Below are 20511 nucleotides of genomic sequence, written 5' to 3'. Positions count from 1 at the left end.
GGCACCGGGGCGTAAGGAACGGTGCCCTTCCTCTCACCCCCACCCGGTTGGGGGTGGCGGGCGTGGCACGATTGCGGCGATGACCACGGACACCACGGGCACTGTCGCCCGAGACGGAGATTCCCGCCCCGGCGGACCGGCCGACTCGCCCTTCATCAGGGCCTGCCGACGTCGGCCCGTCCCGCACACCCCGGTCTGGTTCATGCGCCAGGCGGGCCGCTCCCTCCCGGAGTACCGGGAGATCCGGGCGAGCGTGCCGATGCTGGAGTCCTGCCGGCGCCCGGATCTGGTCACCGAGATCACCCTCCAGCCGGTGCGCCGACACGGCGTGGACGCGGCGATCCTGTTCAGCGACATCGTGGTGCCCGTCGCCGCGGCCGGGATCGACCTGGACATCGTGCCGGGCACCGGCCCGGTGGTCGCCGAGCCGATTCGCACCGCCGCCGACGTGGAACGGATCCGCCTGATCACTCGCGACGACGTCTCGTACGTGGACGAGGCCGTCCGGCAGTTGGTGGTCGAGCTGGGCGACACCCCGCTGATCGGCTTCGCCGGCGCGCCGTTCACGCTGGCCAGCTACCTGGTCGAGGGCGGGCCGTCGCGCACCCACGCCAAGACCAAGGCCCTGATGTACGGCGACCCGGAGCTGTGGCACGCGCTCTGCGCCCGGCTGGCCGAGGTGACGTTGGCCTTCCTGCGGGTGCAGATCGAGGCCGGCGTCTCCGCCGTGCAACTGTTCGACTCGTGGGCCGGCGCGCTCTCCGAGGCCGACTACCGCCGTTTCGTGTTGCCGCACTCGACCACAGTGCTGAGCGGGCTGGTCGACGCCGGGGTGCCCCGGATCCACTTCGGGGTGGGCACCGCCGAGCTGCTCGGCGCGATGGGCGAGGCCGGGGCCGACGTGGTCGGCGTCGACTGGCGTACGCCGCTGGACGTGGCCACCGGCCGGATCGGCGCCGACAAGGCGGTGCAGGGCAACCTGGACCCGTGCGTGCTGCTCGCGCCGTGGCCGGTCGTGGAGGCCGAGGTGCGCCGCATCCTGGAGCAGGGCCGGGCGGCCCCCGGGCACGTGTTCAACCTCGGCCACGGGGTGCTGCCGGAGACCGACCCGGAGGTGCTGACCCGGGTGGTAGCACTGGTGCACGAGCTGTCCAGCCGCCGAGCCGACCAGGGCTGACCGGAAATGCGGCGGCCCTGGCGGGTGGCGGTGGTCGGCGGAGGGATCGCCGGTCTGGCCGCCGCGGTCCGCCTGCGCGACAGCGCACCGGCCGGCACCGAGATCACCGTGTACGAGCAGTCCGGCGTGCTGGGCGGGAAGCTGCGCACCGGGGAGCTGGCTGGTCAGCCGGTGGAGTTCGGCGCGGAGTCGTTCCTGATGCGCGACCCGACGGGCGCCGAGAGCGCGGCGGTGGCGTTGGCCCGCCGGCTCGGATTGGCCGAGAAGATCGTGCACCCCACCGTGGGGCAGGCCGCGCTGGTCATCGACGGGGGGCTGCGCCCGATCCCGGGCGGCACCCTGGTGGGCGTACCGGGAGATCTGGAGCGGGTGGCCACTGTCGCCCGCCCGGCCGCGGACGCCGACACCGACGGTGGTCGGCCGCTGGTCGGGCCGGACGCGGACATCTCGGTGGGCGAGCTGGTCCGGTCCCGCTTCGGCGACGAGGTGGTCGAGCGGCTGGTCGACCCGATGTTGGGCGGCGTGTACGCGGGCCGCGCCGACGATCTCTCACTGGTCACGACGATGCCGGCGCTGGCCCGCACGGCCCGGGTGGAGCACACCCTGGTCGGCGCGGTCCGGGCCGCGCAGGCCGCCGCGCCGCGTGCGCCCGGCGCCCCGGTCTTCGGCACCCTCGCCGGTGGGCTCAGCACCCTGGTCGAGGCGGCGGTGACGGCCAGTGGCGCGACGATACGGCGGGACGCCGCAGTGCGCGAGTTGACAGCGACCGACACGGGTTGGCGGCTCACTGTCGGCCCGACGCGCGACCCCGAGTTGGTCGACGTGGACGCCGTGGTGCTGGCGGTGCCGGCGCGACCGGCGGCGCGGCTGCTCTCCGGCCCCGCGCCGGCGGTGGCGGCGGGCGTCGGCGCGCTGGACTACGCGAGCGTCGCGCTGGTCACCATGGCGTTGCCGCAGCCGCGACTGCCCGAGCTGTCCGGCTTCCTGGTGCCGAGCACCGAGGGCCTGCTGATCAAGGCGGCGACCTTCTTCACCACCAAGTGGGGGCACCTGGGCCGGCCGGACGGGTTGGCCCTGGTGCGTGCCTCGGTGGGCCGGTACGGCGAGGAGGCGCACCTTCAGCGCCCCGACGCGGACCTGGCGGCCACCGTGCACCGGGAGCTGTCGGCGGTGCTCGGAACCCCGCTGCCCGCCCCGGTCGACGGGCACGTGCAGCGGTGGGGCGGTGCGCTGCCGCAGTACGCGCCGGGGCACGCCGACCGGCTCGGTGCCGCGCGGACGGCGCTGCGGGCCGCGCACCCCACACTGGTCCTCGCCGGCGCCGGCTACGACGGCGTCGGCATTCCGGTCTGCGTCCGCTCCGGCGAGACGGCGGCCGAAGAGATCATCACAGCACTGGGAGGATCGGCGAGATGACCGAGCAGACCAACGCGGCCCGGTTGCGGGAGCTGAACGACAGCATCCGCTACACCATGTGGTCGGTGTTCCGGGCCAGTTCCCCGCTGCCGTCGCTGCGGGACAACGTCACCGGCGAGGTGGTGTCCCTCTTCGACGAGCTGGCTGGCAAGGACGTCGTGGTTCGGGGCGTGTACGACGTCTCCGGGCTGCGTGCCGACGCGGACGTGATGATCTGGTGGCACTCCGCGTCCCCGGACGCGCTGCAGGACGCCTACCTGCGGTTCCGCCGCACCACACTGGGTCGGGCGCTGACCCCGGTGTGGTCGCAGATGGCGCTGCACCGGCCGGCGGAGTTCAACAAGAGCCACATCCCGGCGTTCCTGGCCGGTGAGGAGGCTCGTCCCTACATCTGCGTGTACCCGTTCGTCCGCTCCTACGAGTGGTACCTGCTGCCCGACGCCGAGCGGCGCGAGATGCTGGCCGAGCACGGCAAGATGGCCCGCGGCTACCCGGACGTGCGGGCCAACACTGTCGCCTCGTTCGCGCTCGGCGACTACGAGTGGATGCTCGCCTTCGAGGCCGACGAACTGCACCGGATCGTCGACCTGATGCGGGACCTGCGCGCCTCCGGCGCCCGCCGGCACGTCCGCGAAGAGGTCCCGTTCTACACCGGCCGCCGCCGTTCGGTAGCCGAGATCGTCAACTGCCTGGTCTGACCCCGCCCCGCCCTCCCTCGCCCCCCACTCCGCCGATCTTGCAGTTTCTGTCCCGGCGAAACGGCCATAAGCCGCGATCGGGCAACCGAAAGTGCAAGATCGCGGCAAGGCGAGGGGGCCCGGGCGGACCCTGGGCACCACCGCATCTCCCGCCGTCCGGCGCCGCACCCCCGCCCGGGTGCGGCGCCGGCCGGGGATCAGCTGGTCGTCGTACAGGAGACCAGCGGAACCGGGTTGCTGCCGTTCCACGAGCCGAGGAAACCGAACGTGGTGCTCGCTCCGGCGGCAAGGGTGCCGTTGTTGTTGGTGTTACGTGCGGTGACCAGCGTGCCGTTGGTGCTGACCGTCGCGTTCCACGACGAGGTGACCTGCTGGCCGTTGCCGTAGTTCCAGCTCACCGACCAACCCTGGGTGGGTGAGCCACCTGCGGTCACCTTCACGTCGGCCTGGAAGCCGCCGGACCACTGACCGGTCACCTGGTACGTCGCCGTGCAGGCACCGGCCGGCGGCGGGGTGGTCGGCGGGGGAGTGGTGGGCGGCGGGGTCGTCGGCGGGGGATCGGTGGGTGGGGTGGTCGACCCGCCGCCGAAGTCGACGTCGCTGCACAGGTAGTACGACTGGTCCAGGTGGCTGGCCTGCCAGACGGTGTAGACGATGTGCCGTCCGGTGCGGCCCGGCGCGCTCACCGGGATCTGGATCGAGACACCACTGGGGTCCGGGCTCCACTGGGAGGCGGGGGTGTTGCCGATCTGGCCCGCCAACTCCAGGTTGCCCCAGCCGAGTGGTTGGGTGGCGGCGTTGAAGCCCTGCTTGGTCACGTACACCCGGATGTAGTCGGCGCCGTGACGGGCCTGGTCGACGAAGCGGAGCCGGAAGTTGTTCGACACCGCTGTGGTCTTCCAGGCGCCGATGGTGTCCAGCGCGTTGTAGCGCGGGCTCTGGGTGCGTCCGCCGCTGCAGAGTTGGCCGTCGGGGACGGCGGCCTGGTGGTTGCCTCCCACACCCTCGCGGTACAGGCCGTTCCAGTTCCACATGGCGGCGGGGTCGGCCTGCCAGGCCTGCCAGCACATCGGGTCCTCGGTGGCCATCCGCGGGTTCTGGAAGTCGCTGCCCCAACGTTGCCAGCAGCCGTAGTTACGCGAGGCCGGGTCGACGACCGAACCGTGCGCAGAGGCGGGATCGGCCCGCATGGTGGTCACTGCGGTCGTCAACAGGAGCGTGGTGGTCGCCACGATGGCGAACAACCAGAGCACGCGTCGTGATCGGGTGAAGGACATGGAGCCCCCGGGGGGATGAGGTCGGACGTCGACACCCGGATCGCCGGGAGTGCCCACTCCCGTGCCTGATCGCTGGCTCCCGCGATGGCTCTACCAGGCACCATGCCAGGTCGATCGTCAACCGTCAATGGCCTCGCGTCGCATCGGCGTGTGCGGGATGCCGTCCTCGACGTACTCGGGCCCGCTGACCGTGAAGCCGTGCCGGGTGTAGAACGCGACGAGGTGCGACTGGGCGTCCAGCACGCACTGCCGGTTGCCCACCACCTCGAGCGCCGCCGTCATCAGCCGGCCGGCGTGTCCGCCGCCGCGCGCCGTCGGGGCCACCACGACCCGACCGATCCGGGCGACACCGTCCGGGTCGGCCAGAATCCGCAGGTACGCCAGCGGCGCGCCGCCGTCGGTGAGCCAGACGTGCCGGGTGCCCGGCTCGACGTCCCGCCCGTCCAGCTCCGGGTACGGGCAGTTTTGTTCCACCACGAACACGTCGATGCGTAGTTTGAGCAGGTCGTGGAGGGTGCGGGCGTTCAGGTCGGCGAAGGAGGCCGTCCGGAGTTCGGTGGTCTGCTGGGGCATCCACCGATGGTAGGTCGGGCGGGTTCCCCCGGTCGGGTGCGAGGTAGGTGGCGGCGGCCGGGCGGGCGCGGTCAGGCCGGGCGGGCGCCGACGGCGTCGCGGATCTCCGCACCCACAGCGCCCTCGACGGCGCGGGCGCAGTGCGCGCAGCAGAAGAAGCGGCCGTTGACCTCGACACCGTGCCCGACGATCTTGACCTGGCAGTGCTCGCAGATCGGTGCCATGCGGTGGATCGCGCACTCGAACGAGTCGAAGGTGTGCACGTCGCCGCTGACGGTGTGCACCTCGAACGCCATCCAGTAGTCGTTGCCGCAGACCTCGCAGGTTGCCACCGAAAACCTCCGTTACAAGGACAAGTGCCTACAGAATCGCTCAGATGGCCCCGACGTGGGGGCGGAACGTCGACGCCTGGCCGTGGCTGCGGCGTGTCGGCGTCGGCGTGTTGCCCGTTAGGCCTGGTGAACCGCCGCAACCCCCGGAGGATCACCGTGATCAAGCGCAACAGGCTCTTCGGCAACCAGACCCGGGTCACCTTCTGTCTGCCCCGCGATGTCCCGCCCGGCCCGGTGAGCGTCGTCGGCTCCTTCAACGGCTGGCAGCCGGGTCGGCACGAGTTGGTGGCCCGCCGCGACGGCACCAGGACGGTGACAGTGAAGCTGCCGCCGGGGGAGTACCGGTTCCGTTATCTCGGTACCGGTGGCGTCTGGTTGGACGACGAGTCGGCCGACCAGGTCGACGACCGGGGCAGCCTGCTCAGGCTCTGAGAAGAAAACTGCCATCATCGATGGATTTATCGATGAGAGTCTTTACTGTTAACAATGTTTAAATTACCTTGAGGGCACCTCACCGGACCTGGAGAAGGAGCTGCCCCCATGCGTCGAAGAATCACCGTCCCGCTGGTGGCGGCGGGCGCCGTCGCCGCCACCCTCACCGTCGCCGCCCCCGCGCAGGCGCACGGCTACGTCTCCGCCCCACCGAGCCGGCAGGCGCTCTGCGCGCAGGGCCGGGTGCCCGACTGCGGGCAGATCAAGTACGAGCCGCAGAGCGTCGAGGGCCCCAAGGGCCTACGCAGCTGCAACGCCGGAATCGCCCAGTTCGCCGTCCTCAACGACGACAGTCGGGGCTGGCCGGCCACCTCGGTGGGCACCTCGCTGACCTTCACCTGGGTGAACACCGCCCGGCACGCCACCAGCAACTGGGAGTACTGGATCGGCAACACCCGGGTCGGCGTGGTCAACGGCAACAACCAGCAGCCGGGCGCCACCGTCTCGCACAACGTCAACCTCGGCGGCTTCTCGGGCCGGCAGAAGATCCTCGCGGTGTGGAACATCTCCGACACGGCGAACGCCTTCTACTCCTGCATCGACGTGCAGATCGGCGGCGGAGGGTCGAACCCGACCCCCACCCCCACCACCTCACCCACCCCACGGCCCACCCCGACCGCCACGCCGACCACTCCGCCCGCACCGGGCGGCAGTTGGACGACAGGTCGGGCGTACCAGGTCGGCGACCAGGTCACCTACGGCGGAGCGACGTACCGCTGCCGGCAGGCGCACACAGCGATCCCGGGCTGGGAGCCGCCGAACGTACCGGCGCTCTGGCTCCAGGTCTGACCGCACGGGTGCGGCCTCCTGGTCGCACCCGTGTCGCCGTCCTCGCGTGAACGGAGCAACCGGCATGCCCCGTCGTACCCCGCTGGCGTCCCTCGTCGCGGCCCTGCTGCTCACCGGAGCCTGCGCTGGACCGCCCACGTCGACCCCGTCGGCCCTGCCGCAGCCGACCCCCGCGTCCCCGGCCGGCTCTGCGGCGGCCGGGTACGCGGGCGGCGGCTCCCCGATCGAGGCGGATGCCATGAGCGGGATCGACGTGGTGTTCCTGAGCACCATGGTCGGGCACAGCGAGCGCACCCTGCAGATCGTCCGGCTGGCCCGGGACCGGGTGCGCGACGACGCGCTGCGCACCCTGGCCGCCGCCGTCGAGGCGACCGAGGCCGACGAACTGGCCGCCATGCGCGGCTGGTTGCCCACGACCGGCCCGGGGGCCAGCGCGGCCGCACACCACCACGACGGGCACGGCGACGACGCCGCGCTCGACCGGCTGCGGACCGCGCCGGACGCGGACGTCGACCGCGTGCTGCGCGACGTGCTCGCCGACCACCAGCGATCGGCCGCCGACCTGGCCCGATCCCACGTCGGCGTCGGCCGCAACGAGCAGGTCCGCGACCTGGCCCGGCGGATCGAACAGTCCCGGACCGCCGAGGTCGAGCTGCTCAGGGGTACGGGTACGCCCTGAGCGCGGTCGTGCAGTGAGCGCGGTTACGCCCCGAGTGCCCGGGTCAGCGGGGTTCCAGCTTGATGGAGACCGAGTTGACGCAGTGCCGGGTGTCCTTCGGGGTGAAGCCCTCGCCGTGGAAGACGTGCCCGAGGTGACTGTCGCAGCGCGCGCAGCGGATCTCCGTACGGGCCATGCCGAGGGTGCGGTCCTCGATTTCCTTGACCCGGCCCGGGATGGCGTCGTCGAAGCTCGGCCAACCGCAGTGCGAGTCGAACTTGGTGTCGCTGGAGAACAGCTCCAGCCCGCAGGCGCGACAGTGGTAGACCCCCTGGGTCTTCGTGTCCACGTACTCGCCCGTCCACGGGCGTTCGGTGCCGGCCTCCCGTAGAACGTGGAACTCCTCGGGGGTCAGTCGGACCCGCCACTCTTCGTCGGTACGGGGCAGCTCGTTGTCGTCAAGACTCACCCGTCAACGGTACGTCGAACGTCGGGGGCGTGGCATAAGGTCGCGGGATGGGTGGCACCAAGGCTGCGGCCGCAGAGGTCGAGGTGGCCGGGCACACCGTCCGCCTGAGCAGTCCGGATCGGGTGATCTTCCCGCAGCGGGGGTTCACCAAGTCGGACGTCTTCCACTACTACCTCGCGGTCGGCGACGGGATCATGCGCGCCCTGCGGGACCGACCGACCACGCTGCAACGCTTTCCCGAGGGCGTCGAGGGCGAGGCGTTCTTCCAGAAGCGGGTCCCCACCCGGGGGGTGCCGCCGTGGGTGACGACCGCGCAGATCACCTTCCCGAGCGGTCGGAACGCGGCGGAGCTCTGCCCGGCCGATCTGGCGCACGTGGCCTGGGCGGCGCAGATGGGCACCATCGTCTTCCACCCGTGGCCCGTGCGGGCCGCCGACGTCGACCGCCCCGACGAGCTGCGCATCGACCTGGACCCGCAGCCCGGCACCGACTTCGCCGACGCCGCGCGGGCCGCCGGCGAGGTCCGCGCGCTCCTCGACGAGCTGGGCGCGACCGGCTGGCCGAAGACCTCCGGCGGCCGGGGCGTGCACGTCTACCTGCGCATCCAACCCCGCTGGACGTTCACCGAGGTGCGCCGGGCCACCATCGCGCTGGCCCGGGAGGTGGAGCGCCGCAACCCCGACCTGGTCACCACCGCCTGGTGGAAGGAGGAACGCGGCACCAGGGTCTTCGTCGACTTCAACCAGATGGCGCGCGACCGCACCATCGCCTGCGCGTACTCGCTGCGGGCCAACGCGCGGGCCACCGTCTCGACCCCGGTCACCTGGGACGAGCTACCCGACGTCGACCCGGACGACTTCGACCTGCGCACCGTGCCGGCCCGGCTCGCCGAGCGAGGTGATCCGCACGCCGGCATCGACGACGCACCGTGGGACATCACCCCGCTGCTGGAGTGGGCCGAGCGGGACGCCGCCGCCGGCCAGGGCGACATGCCGTACCCGCCGGACCACCCGAAGATGCCCGGCGAACCGAAGAGGGTGCAGCCGAGCCGCGCCAAGCGCACCAGTGGCGACGAGACCGCCTGAGCACCGAGCTATCTGTGCTCGCCGAGCATCACAGGCACGACCCAGGGTCCACCGCCGTGCCGATGATCGCGAACAGCATTCGGCGGAACGTGTCGACCTCGGCCTGGCTGAAGCCTGCCATCGCGTTCCGCTCCGCCTCCTCGCTGGCGTGGGCGACCCGCGTGCGTACCTCCTCGCCGGTGGTGGTGATGGCCGGAATGCGCAGCCGGCGGTCGCGGGGATCGGAGTGACGTACGACGAGATTCTTCTGCTCGAGTCGATCGAGCTGGGTCATCAGCGTGGTCTTGTCGAGCCCGAGGGTCCTCGCCAGCTCGACCTGGGTCAGCCCGGGTGTCTTGTCCAACGCGCTCAACACGATGTAGTCCCGCAGGTGCAGGCCGTGCCTCTCGGCCTGTTCGCCGGTCACCACGTGCATCCGTTGGGCGGCGCGGTGCAACAGCCAGGTGATCTCGGAGTCGAGCGACGGCGCCGGTCCGGCGGTCATCGCGCCGCACCCGACAACAGCGGGATTCCCTCGTAGGCGCGCCGGTCGTGGGCGGGGACGACCTGCATCAGCTCGGTCAACGCGGCCGATCGCAGGATGCCCTGCCGCACCTGTTCGGCGTCGCTGTCGGCGAGGGCCCGTAGCAGCCAGGGGCGTTCCACCCGCCGATGGACTCCGTCCAGTTGCCAGGTGAGGTCGCCGATGAACGCGTAGCGCTGCCCCGACGGGAGGGTCACGAACGCGACAACGGATCCCGTCGTGTGGCCGCCGGCCAACGCCAGCACCAGGGACCCGTCGCCGTGGACGTCGAAGCTCGCCGAGAAGCCGAGGTACGCGGGGCCGTCGAAGGAGTATTCGCGGATCTCGTGGCCGGGCGAGACGGCGCGGAAGACCTTTCCGTCACCGTCGCTCGCGGCGTACTCGAGCTCGCCTCTGTTCATCCAGATGGGGATGTCGAGCGAGTCGAGGCCGCTCGCATGGTCCCAGTGCGAGTGCGTCAGGAACACCCCGCGGAGCCTGGTGCGGTCGTAACCGCTGTCGTCGAGCTGCTCACGCACGGTTCGGGTGCTCTGGAAGGGGGCGCGGGCGAAGCGCGGCTGCATGGCGACGTGCGCCGCGACGTCGGCTCCGAAGCCGGCGTCGATGAGGAAGTCGCCCTTCGGGTGCCGCACGAGGATGGCGGTGGCGGCGAACTGCCGCTTGTCACGGAACGAGCCACCGCGAAGGGCGAATGCCGCCCGCGTCTCGTAGGTGCCCGTGGGGAGTTGATGGATCGCCATGTCGGGTGGCGGTGTCGCCTCGGGAAGGGCGGCCGTCCACGGCTCGGGGGCAGGAAGGGTTTTCACGGCTCGATCGTACGACGCCAGATCGTCTGACGCCAGATGAACCCCCCCCTCTGAAGTCTCGAGAATCGGCGCGCCTCGGTCTGGCCCGGCCGACCAGCGGAGCCGCGGTGTCGGCGCCAGCGGTTAGCCTGCCGTCATGGCGAGCACAGAGCTGGATGAGTTGATCGTCGCGGACGCCGACGCCCTGCGCGCGTGGCTGTCGGCCAACCACGCCACGTCGCCCGGCGTCTGGCTCGCCCTGACCAGGAAGGGTGGCACTGTCACGACGGTGACCTGGCAGCAGGCGGTCGACGAGGGTCTGTGCGCCGGCTGGATCGACGGGCAGGCGCGCAAGCGGGACGAGGAGTCGTCCTGGATCCGGTTCACCCCGCGTCGGCCCCGCAGTTCCTGGTCCCAGCGCAACGTCGGGCATGTGGCCCGGTTGGAGGAGCAGGGGCGGATGTTGCCGGCGGGCCGCGCCGCCGTGGACGCCGCGAAGGCGGACGGGCGGTGGGCGGCCGCCTACGCCCCGCCGTCGGAGGCGGAGGTGCCGGCCGACCTGCTCGCCGCCATCGCCGCCGAGCCCGCTGCTCAGGCCATGCTCGACGTGCTCACCAAGGCCAACCGCTTCGCTCTCATCCATCGCCTCAATGCCGTCAAGCGGGCGGAGACCCGCGAGCGCAAGATCGGTGAATTCGTCGCCATGCTGGCCCGTCACGAGACGTTCTATCCCCAGAAGGCGAGGCCGGCACCCGGGCCGACGTCGTCCTGAGCGGGCGTCAATGTCCCGGCAACCGATTGACTTTCGATAGGTAACGAGCGAAACTCGATGCATGGTTACGGAGCATCGAGCGGTTGCCGCTCTCAGAGTTTTCCTCGTGGTGCTGTTCGGAGTCCTGGTCCTGTTTCAGACCTTCTCCCTGCCCGGACAGTTCGCCCACATGGCCGCGGAATCGCCGCAGGACGCCTACCTCCGGTGGCCGGCCACTGTCGTGGCGGTGTTCTGGGTGCTGTGCGTCCAGGTCGTCATCGTCGCGACGTGGAAGTTGCTCAGCCTGGTCAAGAGTGACCGCATCTTCACCGAAGCGTCCCTGAAGTGGGTGGACGCGATCGTGTGGGCCATCGCCGCCGCGTGGGTGGTGCTCGTAGGTGTCTTCCTCTACGTGGGGTTCAACGCCGACGACCCTGGGCTGCCGCTGCTGCTGTTCCTGCTGACGGTGGGCGTCAGCGTGCTGGGGCTTCTCATGGTGGTGATGCGGGCGCTGTTGCGGCAGGCCACCACCCTGCGGACCGACATGGAAGCGGTGATCTGATGCCCATCGTCGTCCGCATCGACGTGGAGTTGGCCAAGCGCAAGATGAGCGTCGGAGAGTTCGCCGAGCGCGTCGGGCTCACCCCCGCCAACGTGGCGGTGCTGAAGAACGGCCGCGCCAAGGCGGTCCGCTTCAGCACCCTCGAAGCGATGTGCCGAGTGCTCGACTGCCAGCCCGGAGACCTGCTGGAGTGGGTCGAGGAGGAAACCCCATGAAGTACGTCCTGACCGTCGCCGCCGTTCTCGTGGTCGCCCTCGGCGTCGCCGGAATCGTGCACGGGGAGGCCGACGACTCGCCGGGCCTTCAACTCCTGGGCGTCGTGCTCGTACTCGGCGCGGTCGTTTTCGGCATCCGCAACCTCCGAGGTGGCGGTTAGTCGCCCAGGCGCACTGGCCGGCGCGAGCTGACCCCTCCCGTAATAACGATCATGTAACGGGCGCGAACCTTTCCCGGTAGGTCGCCTGTCTTGATGGTCGTCGGCCCGTCAGGGCCAGGGGAGGCGTCGGATGAAGCTGGTGTGGAGGCGGGCCCGCGAGGCGCGAGGGTTGCTGGTCGCGGCGGTGATCGCTGCCCTCGTCGCCGTCGCGTTGGTCACTGGGCTGTCCGACTACAACCGTCGGGCGGTGGACGCCGGGCAGCGGGCACTGGTCGCCGCCTCGCCCGCCGAGGAGCGCGGCCTTCTGGTCAGTGGCTCGGGTGGGCGGGACGCGGCCGAGTTCGCGACCCGGGACAAGGCGGTCCGAGCCGAGTTCGCCACCGGGCTCGGCGGCGTCCCGGTCAGTGTCACCGCAGCCCGATACGGCACCGGCCGGGAACTGACCGGCGACCTCGGGCAGATCCCGCGGACGGCCGACGAACCGGTCTTCGCGAACCTGGCCACGTTCACCGACCTCGCCAGCCACGCGGAGCTGACCACCGGAGCCTGGCCCACCCCCGGAGCGAACCCCGTCCAGGTGAGCCTGCCCGAGCGGGTCGCCGGCACCCTCGGCCTGACCGTCGGAGAACGCGTCCCGGTGCGCGACAGGGCCACCGAACGACGCGGGGAACTGGTGCTCGCCGGCACCTGGCGGCCCCGCGACCCGGCGGACGCGTACTGGCTGCTGGCCCCCGGCGTGGGGACCGGCAGCGCCGGTTCCGGCACCTCCTACGGGCCGTTCACGCTCGACCCGGCCGACTTCGCGGCCACCTTCCCGGGCTCGGTGTCGGCGTCCTGGCTGGCCCAACCGGACCTCGGCACCGTCGACACCGCCGACCTGCCCACCGTTCGGAGAGCCCTCACCGAGGCGATCACTGCCGTACCCGAGGCCGCCCAACTGGGCAGCTCCGGGCAGACGGTGACCAAGATGCCGCAGCTGCTGGACCGGATCGGCCGCGCCGACCTGGTGGGTCGCTCGTCGCTGGCCACCCCGCTGCTGCTCATCCTGGTGCTCGCCGGGTACGCGCTGGTGCTGGTCGCCGCGCTGCTGCACGAGGACCGTCGCCCACAGACCGCGCTGCTGCGCGCCCGCGGCGCCGCCCGTCGGCAGTTGGCCGGCCTGGCCGCCCGTGAGGCGACCCTGGTGGTCGCCCCGGCCGCCGTGCTCGGTCCACTGATCGCCGGTGAGGCGCTGCGGTACATCCGACCCGGCGGGTCGGGTGACCTCTACACCGCCGGCGGCAACACCACACTGGTCTGGGCGGCGGCAGCGGCCACCGCGGCCGGCTGCCTCGTCGCCATGGTCCTGCCGACGCTGCGGGGCGCCGGGACGTACGTCGCCGACATGGCGGCCCGATCCCGGCCCAACCGGGCCGCGAGCGTCCAACGCGCCAGCGTCGACCTCGTGCTCGTGGCGCTCGCCGTGCTCGCCTGGGTGCAGCTACGCCGGTACGCCTCCCCGCTGGCCGGCTCGGGTGGCCAGCTCGGGCTCGACCCGCTGCTGGTCGCCGCCCCGACGCTCGGTGTGCTGGCCGGTGCCGTGCTGGCGTTGCGGGTGCTTCCGCCGCTCACCCGGTTCGCGGAGAGGTTCGTCGACCGACGTCCCTGGACCGCCACCATGTTCGGCATGTGGCAGGCCGGCCGGCGTCCCCACGCCGGCCCGGTGCTGCTGCTCGCCCTCGCCGTCGGTGGCAGCACACTGGCCTGGTCGCTGATCAGCACCGGCGAGCGGTCCCAGGTCGAGCAGGCCGGCCACACTGTCGGCGCGGACCTCCGGGTGACCGAACGGACCGGGGGCGCCCCGCCGACCCGGGGCGGTGAAATCGCCGCCCTGCCGAGCGTGGACCGGGTACTGCCGGCGTGGCGGGACGAGATCCGGGTCGGACGGGAGAACCTGCCAGCGACGGTGATCGCTGTCGACCCGGCCAGCGCCCCGGGCGTCGTCCGGCTCGCCGACCGTCTCGCCGACGGATCGGCGTCGGAGCAGTACCGGAGGATGGTCGGCGCGCGGGGAGAGCCAGCCGGCGTCGAACTGCCCGCCGGAGCGCGTGAGATCACCGGCACGATCCGTACCCCGGTGAGCAATGCCGCCCGGTCGCTGAAGGTCGCGGTGACGCTGCTGCTCACCACCCCCGACGGGCTCGCCCTGCGGCTGCCGGCGGCCAACGCCGACAGCGACGGCCGAGCCACCCCGTTCACCGCGCGACTGCCCGACCTGGGCGGGGCGCGGCTACGGCTGGCCGGCTTCGAGGCCGACGGTGGGTTGGCCGCCGGCAACTCCTACGAACTCCAGGTGGACGGGCTGACGGTGGTCAAGGCCGACGGCACGAAGCAACCGACCGAACTGGGCGGCGACTGGGCCGTGACCGCCCTCGGGCAGGAGCCCATGCCCGTACGGACCACCGGCGCCGGGTTCGCCGCAGCCCGCGCGGTCGACGTGATCCCCGGCGGGCAGTTCGCCTACCAGCCGCCCACCCGGTTCGCTGTCGTGCCGGGCGGAGACAACAAGCCCATCCCGGTGCTGATGACGCCCGGGGTCCGCAACGCGCTGAGCCTGCGCGTCGGCGACACCGTCGACCTGACCCTCTCCGGGGCGACGCTGCCGGTTCACCTGGTCGGCGAGCTGGACTCCGTGCCGGCCACCACCGGCGAAGGCGTCCTGCTGGACCTTCCGGCCGCGGTCGACGCGATGATCCGGAGCAGCGGCGCGGTGCGACCCGTACCGGAATGGTGGGTCGGCGCCGCCGACGCGAACGCCGCCGCCCAGGCGGTCAGCGCACTCCCGGGCGTCACAGTGCTCAACCGGGAGGCGGCCATCGAGGCGGCCGCCGACGACCCGTACTGGCGCGGCTCGCGTACCGGCATGCTCGCCGCCGCGCTCGGCGCGGTGCTGCTCGCCCTCGTCGGCCTGATGGTGGACGTGTGGGCCACCGCCCGGCGTCGGCTCGGCGAGTTCGCGGTCCTGCACACCCTCGGCGCCACGCCCCGGCTGATGGCCCGGGCGCTGCTCGCCGAACAGACGTTCCTCGCCGGCATCGGCGTGGGCGTCGGGCTGTTGCTCGGCACCGCGGTCGGCGCGACGATGGCCCCACTGGTCATCCTCACCCCGGCCGCCGGCCGGCCGACACCCCCGGCGGCGTTCGTGCTGCCCTGGGTGCCGATCGGCCTGACCGCGGTCGGCCTGCTGCTGGCGGCGCTCGCCTTCAGCGCGTTCATCGCCACCGGCATCCGTCAGCGGGTGGCGGCGGTGCAGCTGCGAATCGGGGGAGAACGATGAGCGTCGGGGCGGCCGTCCGGCGGGTCCGGGCGTACGGGGGGCAGTTTCTGCTGCTGGCGGTGCTGACCCTGGTGGTCACGCTGCTGATCAGCGGAGTGCCCCGGCTGGTCAACCGGCTGGCCGAACAGGGGCTGCGAGCACAACTCAACAGCGAGCCGGCCGCCCGCCGGGACATCTCGTACACCACAAGCCTTGAGCCCGCGACGTCGCGGCGGACGGCGATGGGCGACGCCGCCGAACGGTTCGACGCCCTGGCCGCGGAGATGCCGCCGCCGGTGCGTTCGGCGGTGACCGAGCGGTGGTACAGCGTCGAGACCGCAGAGGCCCGCGTGGTCGGACCGGACCTGGCAGCCCGCAACCTGCTGGTCGACATGGGCCTGCGGGCCATGCCCGACATCCAGGGCGCGAGCACCCTCGTCGAGGGGGCGTGGCCGAGCGAGACCTATGTTCCCGATCGGCCGATCGAGGTGGCGCTCGACGTCGACGTGGCCCGCAAGATCAACCTGCGCGCCGGCAGCCAACTGCGCATCGGCAGAACCGATGACAAGGGCAGACTCATCAACGGTGACCCGCTGGTGGTTACCGGGCTGTTCCGCCCCGTCGACCGCGCGAACGGCATCTGGGACGGGCTCCCACAGCTACTGCGGATCATCGAACCGCAGGGTGATGGGCAGCCGTTCGTCATCGTCGGCGTCGTCGCGCAGTCGCCTCTCAACAAGCGGGCCGCCGAGGGCTGGGCGATCCAGTCCAACTGGCGGTACCGACTGGGCGTCGACCGGATCGACGCACGCGAGCTGGACAAGATGATCGACGGCCTGCAGGTGATGCAGCGCAACCAGCCGACGGGGCTCACCCTGACCCAGGGCGTCGACGTTCCGTTGCGCGCGTTCGCCGCCCAGATCGACGCCGTCCGCACGCTGCTCGCGGTGATAGCGGCCGGCGTCCTGGCCACCCTGGCGGGGCTCATCGTGCTCGCGGCCAGCCTCGCCACCAGACGACGTCGCTCGGAGTTCGCGTTGCTGCGCGCCCGTGGAGGTGGGGCCACCGCCGGCGCCCGGCGCAGCCTCGCCGAGTCGGTGCTGGTGGTGCCGGTCGCCGCCGTGCTGGGCTGGTGGCTGGGCACGCTGTTCCCCGGTGCCCCGGATCCGACCACGCCGTACGTCATCGGCGTGACCGTGCTGGTCACGCTGGCACTGCCGTTGGCGACGCTTGCCGTACCGGTTGGCGGAGCGGCTCGCCGGGACCTGATCCGGGTGCGCCCGTCGGCCCGTCGGCTCACCGTCGAGGTCTCCCTGTTGCTCCTGGCCGGGCTCGCGGCGGTGCTGCTGCGCCGGCGTGGCCTGACCCTCGGCGAGGTGGACCCGCTGCTCGTGTCGGTGCCGGTGCTTCTCGCGGTCGCGGCGGCGGTGCTGGCGCTGCGCGCGTACCCCTGGCCGTTGTTGCTGGTCAGCCGGCTGGCCGCGCGGACCCGGGGCAGCGTGGCTTTCCTCGGCACGGCCCGCGCCGGCCGCGCTGCGGTCGCCGCCCCGCTGGTCGTGGTGGTGCTGGCGATCGGCACCGCGGCGTTCTGCGCGGTCGTGGCCGCTGGCGTCGACGCGAGCAGGGAACGGGCCGCCGCGCAGATCGTGCCCGCCGACGCGGTGATCCGCGGGGAGCGCTTCGCACCCGACACCATCGACGAGTTGGGCCGCCTGCCGGGGGTCCGGGCCGTCACCCGGGTGCTGTACGAGGACGACGAGCGGCTCGCGTCCGACGAGGTCGGCACCGACGCCTTCATCGGGCAGACGGACGTGCTGCTGGTCGACGGGTCGGGGTTGGACAAGGTGGCCCGCGACTCCCGGGTGGACCTGTCGATTCCGGCCGCGCTGCGCACCGCCGCGCCCGGCCCCGGTCCGCTGCCGGCGATCGTCTCACCAGCCGTCGCCGCCGACCTGGCCAAGGCAGGGCTGGACGACTCCGCCTTCATCTCGGTGCAGGGCCAGCGGTACGAGTTCCGGGTGGCCGGCACGCAGGACGGTTTCCCGATGCTGGCGGCGAACGCCAGTCGGTTCGTGGTCCTGCCCTGGCAGGCCCTGCCGACGCGTACCACCACACCCGTGCCGACCAGCCTGCTGATCGCCGGGGACTCGTTGGACGCCGAGGCGCTGCGCGTCGCCGGCGACCAGGGGCAGGAGCGTTACCAGCGGGACGGCACGGTCACCGGTCGGGAACGGATGATCGGGGTCACCGTCGACACCCGGACGGACGTGCGCCGGGACCTTGGCGAGGGCGGGGCGAACGGGGTGCTGGCCTTCGGGTTCGTGGCCGGCGCCGTCGGCGGCACAGTGCTCGGGCTGTTGGCCATCGCGTTCACCGTGTTGGCCGGCGCGCGCGCCCGGGGTCAGGTGCTGTCCCGGCTGCGCACCCTCGGCCTTTCCCGCCGGCAGTGGCGAGGGCTGCTGCTGGTCGAGCTGACCCCGCTGGTGGCGGTGTCGGTGCTGACCGGCGCGCTGGTCGGTGCGGTACTGCCCCTACTGCTCAACCCGGTGCTCGGCCTGTCCGCGTTCACCAGTGGTGTGCCCGTCCGGGTGGCGTTCGAGCCCAGCCTGGTCGCCGCGGTGCTCGCGCTCGGGGCGGTCGCCCTCGGCTTCGCGGTCGCCGTCGAGGCCCTGAACAATCGCCGGTTGCGCCTCGGAGAGGTGCTTCGGCTCGGAGAGGAGAGCTGAGATGACCGCTACCGCCCAGACTCCACTGGTGCCTGACCTGGCAGCCCTGCAACAGCGGGCAGCGCTTCGCGCCGCCGAGCGGGCCGGCGGGCAGGACCGCCTTCGCGGGCACATCGTCTGCGACGGCCTGGTGCGCATCTTCAAGACCGAGGGGGTGGAGGTGGTCGCCCTGCAGGGGCTCGACCTGGTCATCGACCGGGGCGAGCTGGTGGCGATTGTCGGTGCCTCCGGTTCGGGCAAGTCGACACTGCTCAACATCCTCTCCGGCCTGGACACTCCGACCGCCGGTATCGCCCGGGTGGCCGACTACGACCTGCTCTCGCTCTCCGCCAAGCGGCGGCTGAGCTACCGCCGGCAGTTGGTCGGGTTCGTCTGGCAGCAGACCGGCCGCAACCTGTTGCCGTACCTCAACGCGCTGGAGAACGTCGAGCTGCCGATGCAGTTGGCCGGCAAGCGCAGCGGCAAGGCCCGCCGGGAGCGGGCCCGGGAACTGCTCGACCTGGTCGGTGTGGGCTACTGCGCGGACCGGCGCCCCGGGCAGCTCAGCGGCGGCGAACAGCAGCGGGTCGCGGTGGCGGTGGCGGTGGCCAACGACCCGGAGGTGCTCTTCGCCGACGAGCCGACCGGTGAGCTGGACGAGGCGACCGGCGCGGAGGTCTTCGCGGCGTTGCGCACCATCAACGCGGAACTGGGCGTGACCATCGTGGTCGTCACCCACGACCACGCCGTGGCCACGCAGGTCCGCCGGACCGTCGCGATCCGCGACGGCCGGACCGCCTCCGAGGTACGCCGGACCGCGCGGATCGACGCGGACGGCAACACGGAGTTGGTCAGCGAGGAGTACGCGGTGCTGGACCGCAACGGTCGGATGCAGCTGCCGGCGGCGTTCGTCGACGCGCTCTCGCTGAAGGAGCGGGTCCGGCTCGACCTGGAGCCGGACCATGTGCAGGTACGGCCCGGCGACCGGGCCTCGGACGAGCGGGGGGCGCGGGCATGAGCCGGCAGAACATGATGGTGACCGGCGCGGCCGGGTTCGGCGGTACGCCCTCGGCGCACTCCGGCGAGGTGGTCCGGGTCAGTGGGGTCAGCCGGACCTTCGGCCGTGGTGAGCACGCCGTGCACGCCGTGCGGGACGTGTCGTTCACGGCCAACCGGGGCGAGTTGGTCGCCATCCGAGGTCGGTCCGGTGCCGGCAAGACCACGCTGCTGAACCTGATCGGCGGGCTGGACCGGCCGGACAGCGGCCAGGTGGTGGTCGCCGGGCACGAGGTGACCTCGGCCGGGGAGGCGGAGCTGCTGCGGCTGCGCCGGGGCACCGTCGGGTTCGTGTTCCAGACCTTCGGACTGGTGCCGATCCTCTCCGCCGCCGAGAACGTGGGCGTGCCGTTGCGGCTGGCGCAGGTGCCGGCCGCGCAGCGGGAGGAACGCGTCGCGGTGCTGCTGGAACTGGTCGGCCTGGGCGGACACGCCGCGCAGCGCCCGTACGAGCTCTCCGGTGGGCAGCAGCAGCGGGTCGCTGTGGCCCGTGCGTTGGCCAATGAACCGGACCTGCTCATCGCCGACGAGCCCACCGGTCAGCTCGATTCGGAGACCGGCCGATCCATCATGGACCTGCTGCGCGCGGTGGTGCACGCCCGTGGCATGACGGCGCTGGTGGCCACGCACGACCCGGCCCTGATCGACCTCGCCGACCGGGTGCTCGTCCTGCGCGACGGCCGTCTGGTCGACGGCTGACGCTGCCGGGCAGGGGTTCGACGTTGGCCCACGCCGTCGCGGGTGCGGCGCTTTGGCGCTCGCTGTGGAGCTGATGTCGTAGACGAATCGCCGGGGGTGACTCGTCTACGACATCAGCCCCAGAGCGTTGGCACGGCGGTAGGGCGAGGCCGTCTGGTCGGGCCGGTCGTGTTCGGGCCGGTCGGTGCGCTCCGGGCCGTCAGCAGGCGACCCGGCGAGCGGGATCAGCAGGTAGCCCAGCCGAGCATCGTCGAATCCGGAGTGCCCCGCCGGGTGGACGCGACGCCGGGTCAGAGCGCGAGCTTCATGCCCTCGTGGCTGGCCACGAAACCGAGGCCCAGGTAGAAGCGGTGCGCGTCCGCGCGGGTCTTGTCGGTGGTGAGCTGCACCAGCGCGCAGCCACGCTCGCGGGCCTGGTCGACGGCCCAGGTCATCAGCTCCCGGCCCAGCCCCTGACCACGCCGGTCGGAGCGGACCCGGACCGACTCGATCAGGGACCGTTCGCTGCCGTGCCGCCCGAGGCCGGGGATGTAGGTGATCTGCAGGCAGCCGACGAGCTCGCCATCCTGCTCGGCCACGATGAGCTGGTTGCGCGGATCGGTGCTGATGTCCGCGAACGCCTTCTCGTACGCCTCGTCGACCTCGGTGTAGTCGCGGGCCTTGCCCAGGACGTCGTCGGCGAGCAGGGCGATGACGGTGGGCAGGTCGGCCCGGACCGCCTCCCGGTAGGTCACGTCGCTCATGCCGGTGATCCTGACACAGCGAAACCGGCGAATGGGCCTGTGCCGGTTGC

The 20511-nt window shown here is 72.1% G+C and carries 22 protein-coding genes; 15 read left to right on the top strand and 7 right to left on the bottom strand.

The features are described 5' to 3' along the window. Nucleotides 1–79 precede the first annotated feature (79 nt). The 3 genes from hemE to hemQ are packed head-to-tail and all read left to right on the top strand — an operon-like array spanning nucleotide 80 to nucleotide 3291. Nucleotides 80–1177, top strand: a complete 1098-nt coding sequence (hemE, locus tag OG992_RS12650; protein ID WP_238683335.1) for a uroporphyrinogen decarboxylase — start codon at nucleotides 80–82, stop codon at nucleotides 1175–1177. A 6-nt stretch (nucleotides 1178–1183) separates the two neighbouring features. Next, entirely contained in the window at nucleotides 1184–2593 is a 1410-nt protein-coding gene (gene hemG / locus OG992_RS12645; RefSeq protein ID WP_238683334.1) for a protoporphyrinogen oxidase, read from the top strand. Next, nucleotides 2590–3291, top strand: coding sequence for a hydrogen peroxide-dependent heme synthase (hemQ, locus tag OG992_RS12640; RefSeq protein ID WP_196921722.1), 702 nt, complete (start codon nucleotides 2590–2592; stop codon nucleotides 3289–3291). The genes hemG and hemQ overlap by 4 nt, the downstream gene beginning before the upstream one ends. Before the next feature lie 197 nt (nucleotides 3292–3488). On the opposite strand, the gene OG992_RS12635 is transcribed toward hemQ, so the two are convergent. The 3 genes from OG992_RS12635 to OG992_RS12625 form a co-directional block, all read right to left on the bottom strand. After that, nucleotides 3489–4568, bottom strand: coding sequence for a lytic polysaccharide monooxygenase (locus OG992_RS12635; protein ID WP_238683333.1), 1080 nt, complete (start codon nucleotides 4566–4568; stop codon nucleotides 3489–3491). A gap of 117 nt (nucleotides 4569–4685) precedes the next feature. Then, the gene (locus OG992_RS12630) at nucleotides 4686–5141 is read right to left on the bottom strand and encodes a GNAT family N-acetyltransferase (RefSeq protein WP_238683332.1); all 456 of its coding nucleotides are present in this window, start codon (nucleotides 5139–5141) and stop codon (nucleotides 4686–4688) included. A gap of 71 nt (nucleotides 5142–5212) precedes the next feature. Next, nucleotides 5213–5473: a Prokaryotic metallothionein gene (locus OG992_RS12625; protein ID WP_124815255.1), complete on the bottom strand. Its 261-nt coding sequence runs from the start codon at nucleotides 5471–5473 to the stop codon at nucleotides 5213–5215. Between the two features lie 156 nt (nucleotides 5474–5629). On the opposite strand from OG992_RS12625, the gene OG992_RS12620 reads away from it, so the two are divergent. The 3 genes from OG992_RS12620 to OG992_RS12610 all read left to right on the top strand — a co-directional run bounded on the left by OG992_RS12620 (nucleotide 5630) and on the right by OG992_RS12610 (nucleotide 7433). Further along, on the top strand, nucleotides 5630–5905 hold the full coding sequence (locus OG992_RS12620; protein WP_238683331.1) for an isoamylase early set domain-containing protein: 276 nt from the start codon (nucleotides 5630–5632) through the stop codon (nucleotides 5903–5905). Nucleotides 5906–6013: 108 nt separating this feature from the next. Next, complete coding sequence (locus OG992_RS12615; RefSeq protein WP_266303322.1) at nucleotides 6014–6754, top strand: lytic polysaccharide monooxygenase; 741 nt, start codon at nucleotides 6014–6016, stop codon at nucleotides 6752–6754. Nucleotides 6755–6818: 64 nt separating this feature from the next. After that, complete coding sequence (locus OG992_RS12610) at nucleotides 6819–7433, top strand: DUF305 domain-containing protein (protein ID WP_266303321.1); 615 nt, start codon at nucleotides 6819–6821, stop codon at nucleotides 7431–7433. Between the two features lie 43 nt (nucleotides 7434–7476). On the opposite strand, the gene msrB is transcribed toward OG992_RS12610, so the two are convergent. After that, complete coding sequence (gene msrB / locus OG992_RS12605) at nucleotides 7477–7881, bottom strand: peptide-methionine (R)-S-oxide reductase MsrB (protein ID WP_091400676.1); 405 nt, start codon at nucleotides 7879–7881, stop codon at nucleotides 7477–7479. A 47-nt stretch (nucleotides 7882–7928) separates the two neighbouring features. Here msrB and ligD point away from each other — a divergent pair, with 47 nt between their 5' ends. After that, on the top strand, nucleotides 7929–8966 hold the full coding sequence (ligD, locus tag OG992_RS12600; RefSeq protein ID WP_238683328.1) for a non-homologous end-joining DNA ligase: 1038 nt from the start codon (nucleotides 7929–7931) through the stop codon (nucleotides 8964–8966). Between the two features lie 28 nt (nucleotides 8967–8994). Here the strand turns inward: ligD and OG992_RS12595 are convergent, their stop codons facing one another. Both OG992_RS12595 and OG992_RS12590 read right to left on the bottom strand, forming a co-directional pair. Beyond that, a complete protein-coding gene (locus tag OG992_RS12595; protein WP_238683327.1) occupies nucleotides 8995–9450 on the bottom strand; it encodes a MarR family winged helix-turn-helix transcriptional regulator in 456 nt (151 codons plus the stop codon). Further along, nucleotides 9447–10295: an MBL fold metallo-hydrolase gene (locus OG992_RS12590; RefSeq protein WP_238683326.1), complete on the bottom strand. Its 849-nt coding sequence runs from the start codon at nucleotides 10293–10295 to the stop codon at nucleotides 9447–9449. The genes OG992_RS12595 and OG992_RS12590 overlap by 4 nt, the downstream gene beginning before the upstream one ends. A gap of 136 nt (nucleotides 10296–10431) precedes the next feature. Here OG992_RS12590 and OG992_RS12585 point away from each other — a divergent pair, with 136 nt between their 5' ends. From OG992_RS12585 to OG992_RS12550, 8 genes are all read left to right on the top strand, one after another. Further along, nucleotides 10432–11046, top strand: a complete 615-nt coding sequence (locus tag OG992_RS12585; RefSeq protein WP_238683325.1) for a YdeI family protein — start codon at nucleotides 10432–10434, stop codon at nucleotides 11044–11046. 106 nt (nucleotides 11047–11152) lie between these two features. Next, nucleotides 11153–11587, top strand: coding sequence for a DUF2975 domain-containing protein (locus tag OG992_RS12580; RefSeq protein WP_258400826.1), 435 nt, complete (start codon nucleotides 11153–11155; stop codon nucleotides 11585–11587). Continuing rightward, nucleotides 11587–11802: a helix-turn-helix transcriptional regulator gene (locus OG992_RS12575; RefSeq protein WP_030336216.1), complete on the top strand. Its 216-nt coding sequence runs from the start codon at nucleotides 11587–11589 to the stop codon at nucleotides 11800–11802. Before OG992_RS12580 ends, OG992_RS12575 begins: the two co-directional genes overlap by 1 nt. After that, nucleotides 11799–11963: a hypothetical protein gene (locus OG992_RS12570; protein WP_238683323.1), complete on the top strand. Its 165-nt coding sequence runs from the start codon at nucleotides 11799–11801 to the stop codon at nucleotides 11961–11963. Before OG992_RS12575 ends, OG992_RS12570 begins: the two co-directional genes overlap by 4 nt. A gap of 130 nt (nucleotides 11964–12093) precedes the next feature. Beyond that, nucleotides 12094–15279 (top strand): ABC transporter permease, encoded by a 3186-nt coding sequence (locus OG992_RS12565; RefSeq protein ID WP_266303320.1) that lies wholly within the window; start codon nucleotides 12094–12096, stop codon nucleotides 15277–15279. Further along, a complete protein-coding gene (locus tag OG992_RS12560) occupies nucleotides 15276–17984 on the top strand; it encodes an FtsX-like permease family protein (RefSeq protein WP_266303319.1) in 2709 nt (902 codons plus the stop codon). The genes OG992_RS12565 and OG992_RS12560 overlap by 4 nt, the downstream gene beginning before the upstream one ends. A gap of 1 nt (nucleotide 17985) precedes the next feature. Beyond that, on the top strand, nucleotides 17986–18981 hold the full coding sequence (locus OG992_RS12555; protein ID WP_238683320.1) for an ABC transporter ATP-binding protein: 996 nt from the start codon (nucleotides 17986–17988) through the stop codon (nucleotides 18979–18981). A 14-nt stretch (nucleotides 18982–18995) separates the two neighbouring features. Beyond that, nucleotides 18996–19718 (top strand): ABC transporter ATP-binding protein, encoded by a 723-nt coding sequence (locus OG992_RS12550; RefSeq protein ID WP_238683392.1) that lies wholly within the window; start codon nucleotides 18996–18998, stop codon nucleotides 19716–19718. Between the two features lie 290 nt (nucleotides 19719–20008). Here OG992_RS12550 and OG992_RS12545 read toward each other — a convergent pair whose 3' ends face one another. Further along, nucleotides 20009–20461 (bottom strand): GNAT family N-acetyltransferase, encoded by a 453-nt coding sequence (locus OG992_RS12545; RefSeq protein WP_266303318.1) that lies wholly within the window; start codon nucleotides 20459–20461, stop codon nucleotides 20009–20011. Nucleotides 20462–20511 lie beyond the last annotated feature (50 nt).

The organism is Micromonospora sp. NBC_00362 (assembly GCF_026342155.1).
Classification (GTDB): Bacteria; Actinomycetota; Actinomycetes; order Mycobacteriales; family Micromonosporaceae; genus Micromonospora; species Micromonospora hortensis.
This window is presented reverse-complemented; position numbering and strand designations above follow the sequence as displayed.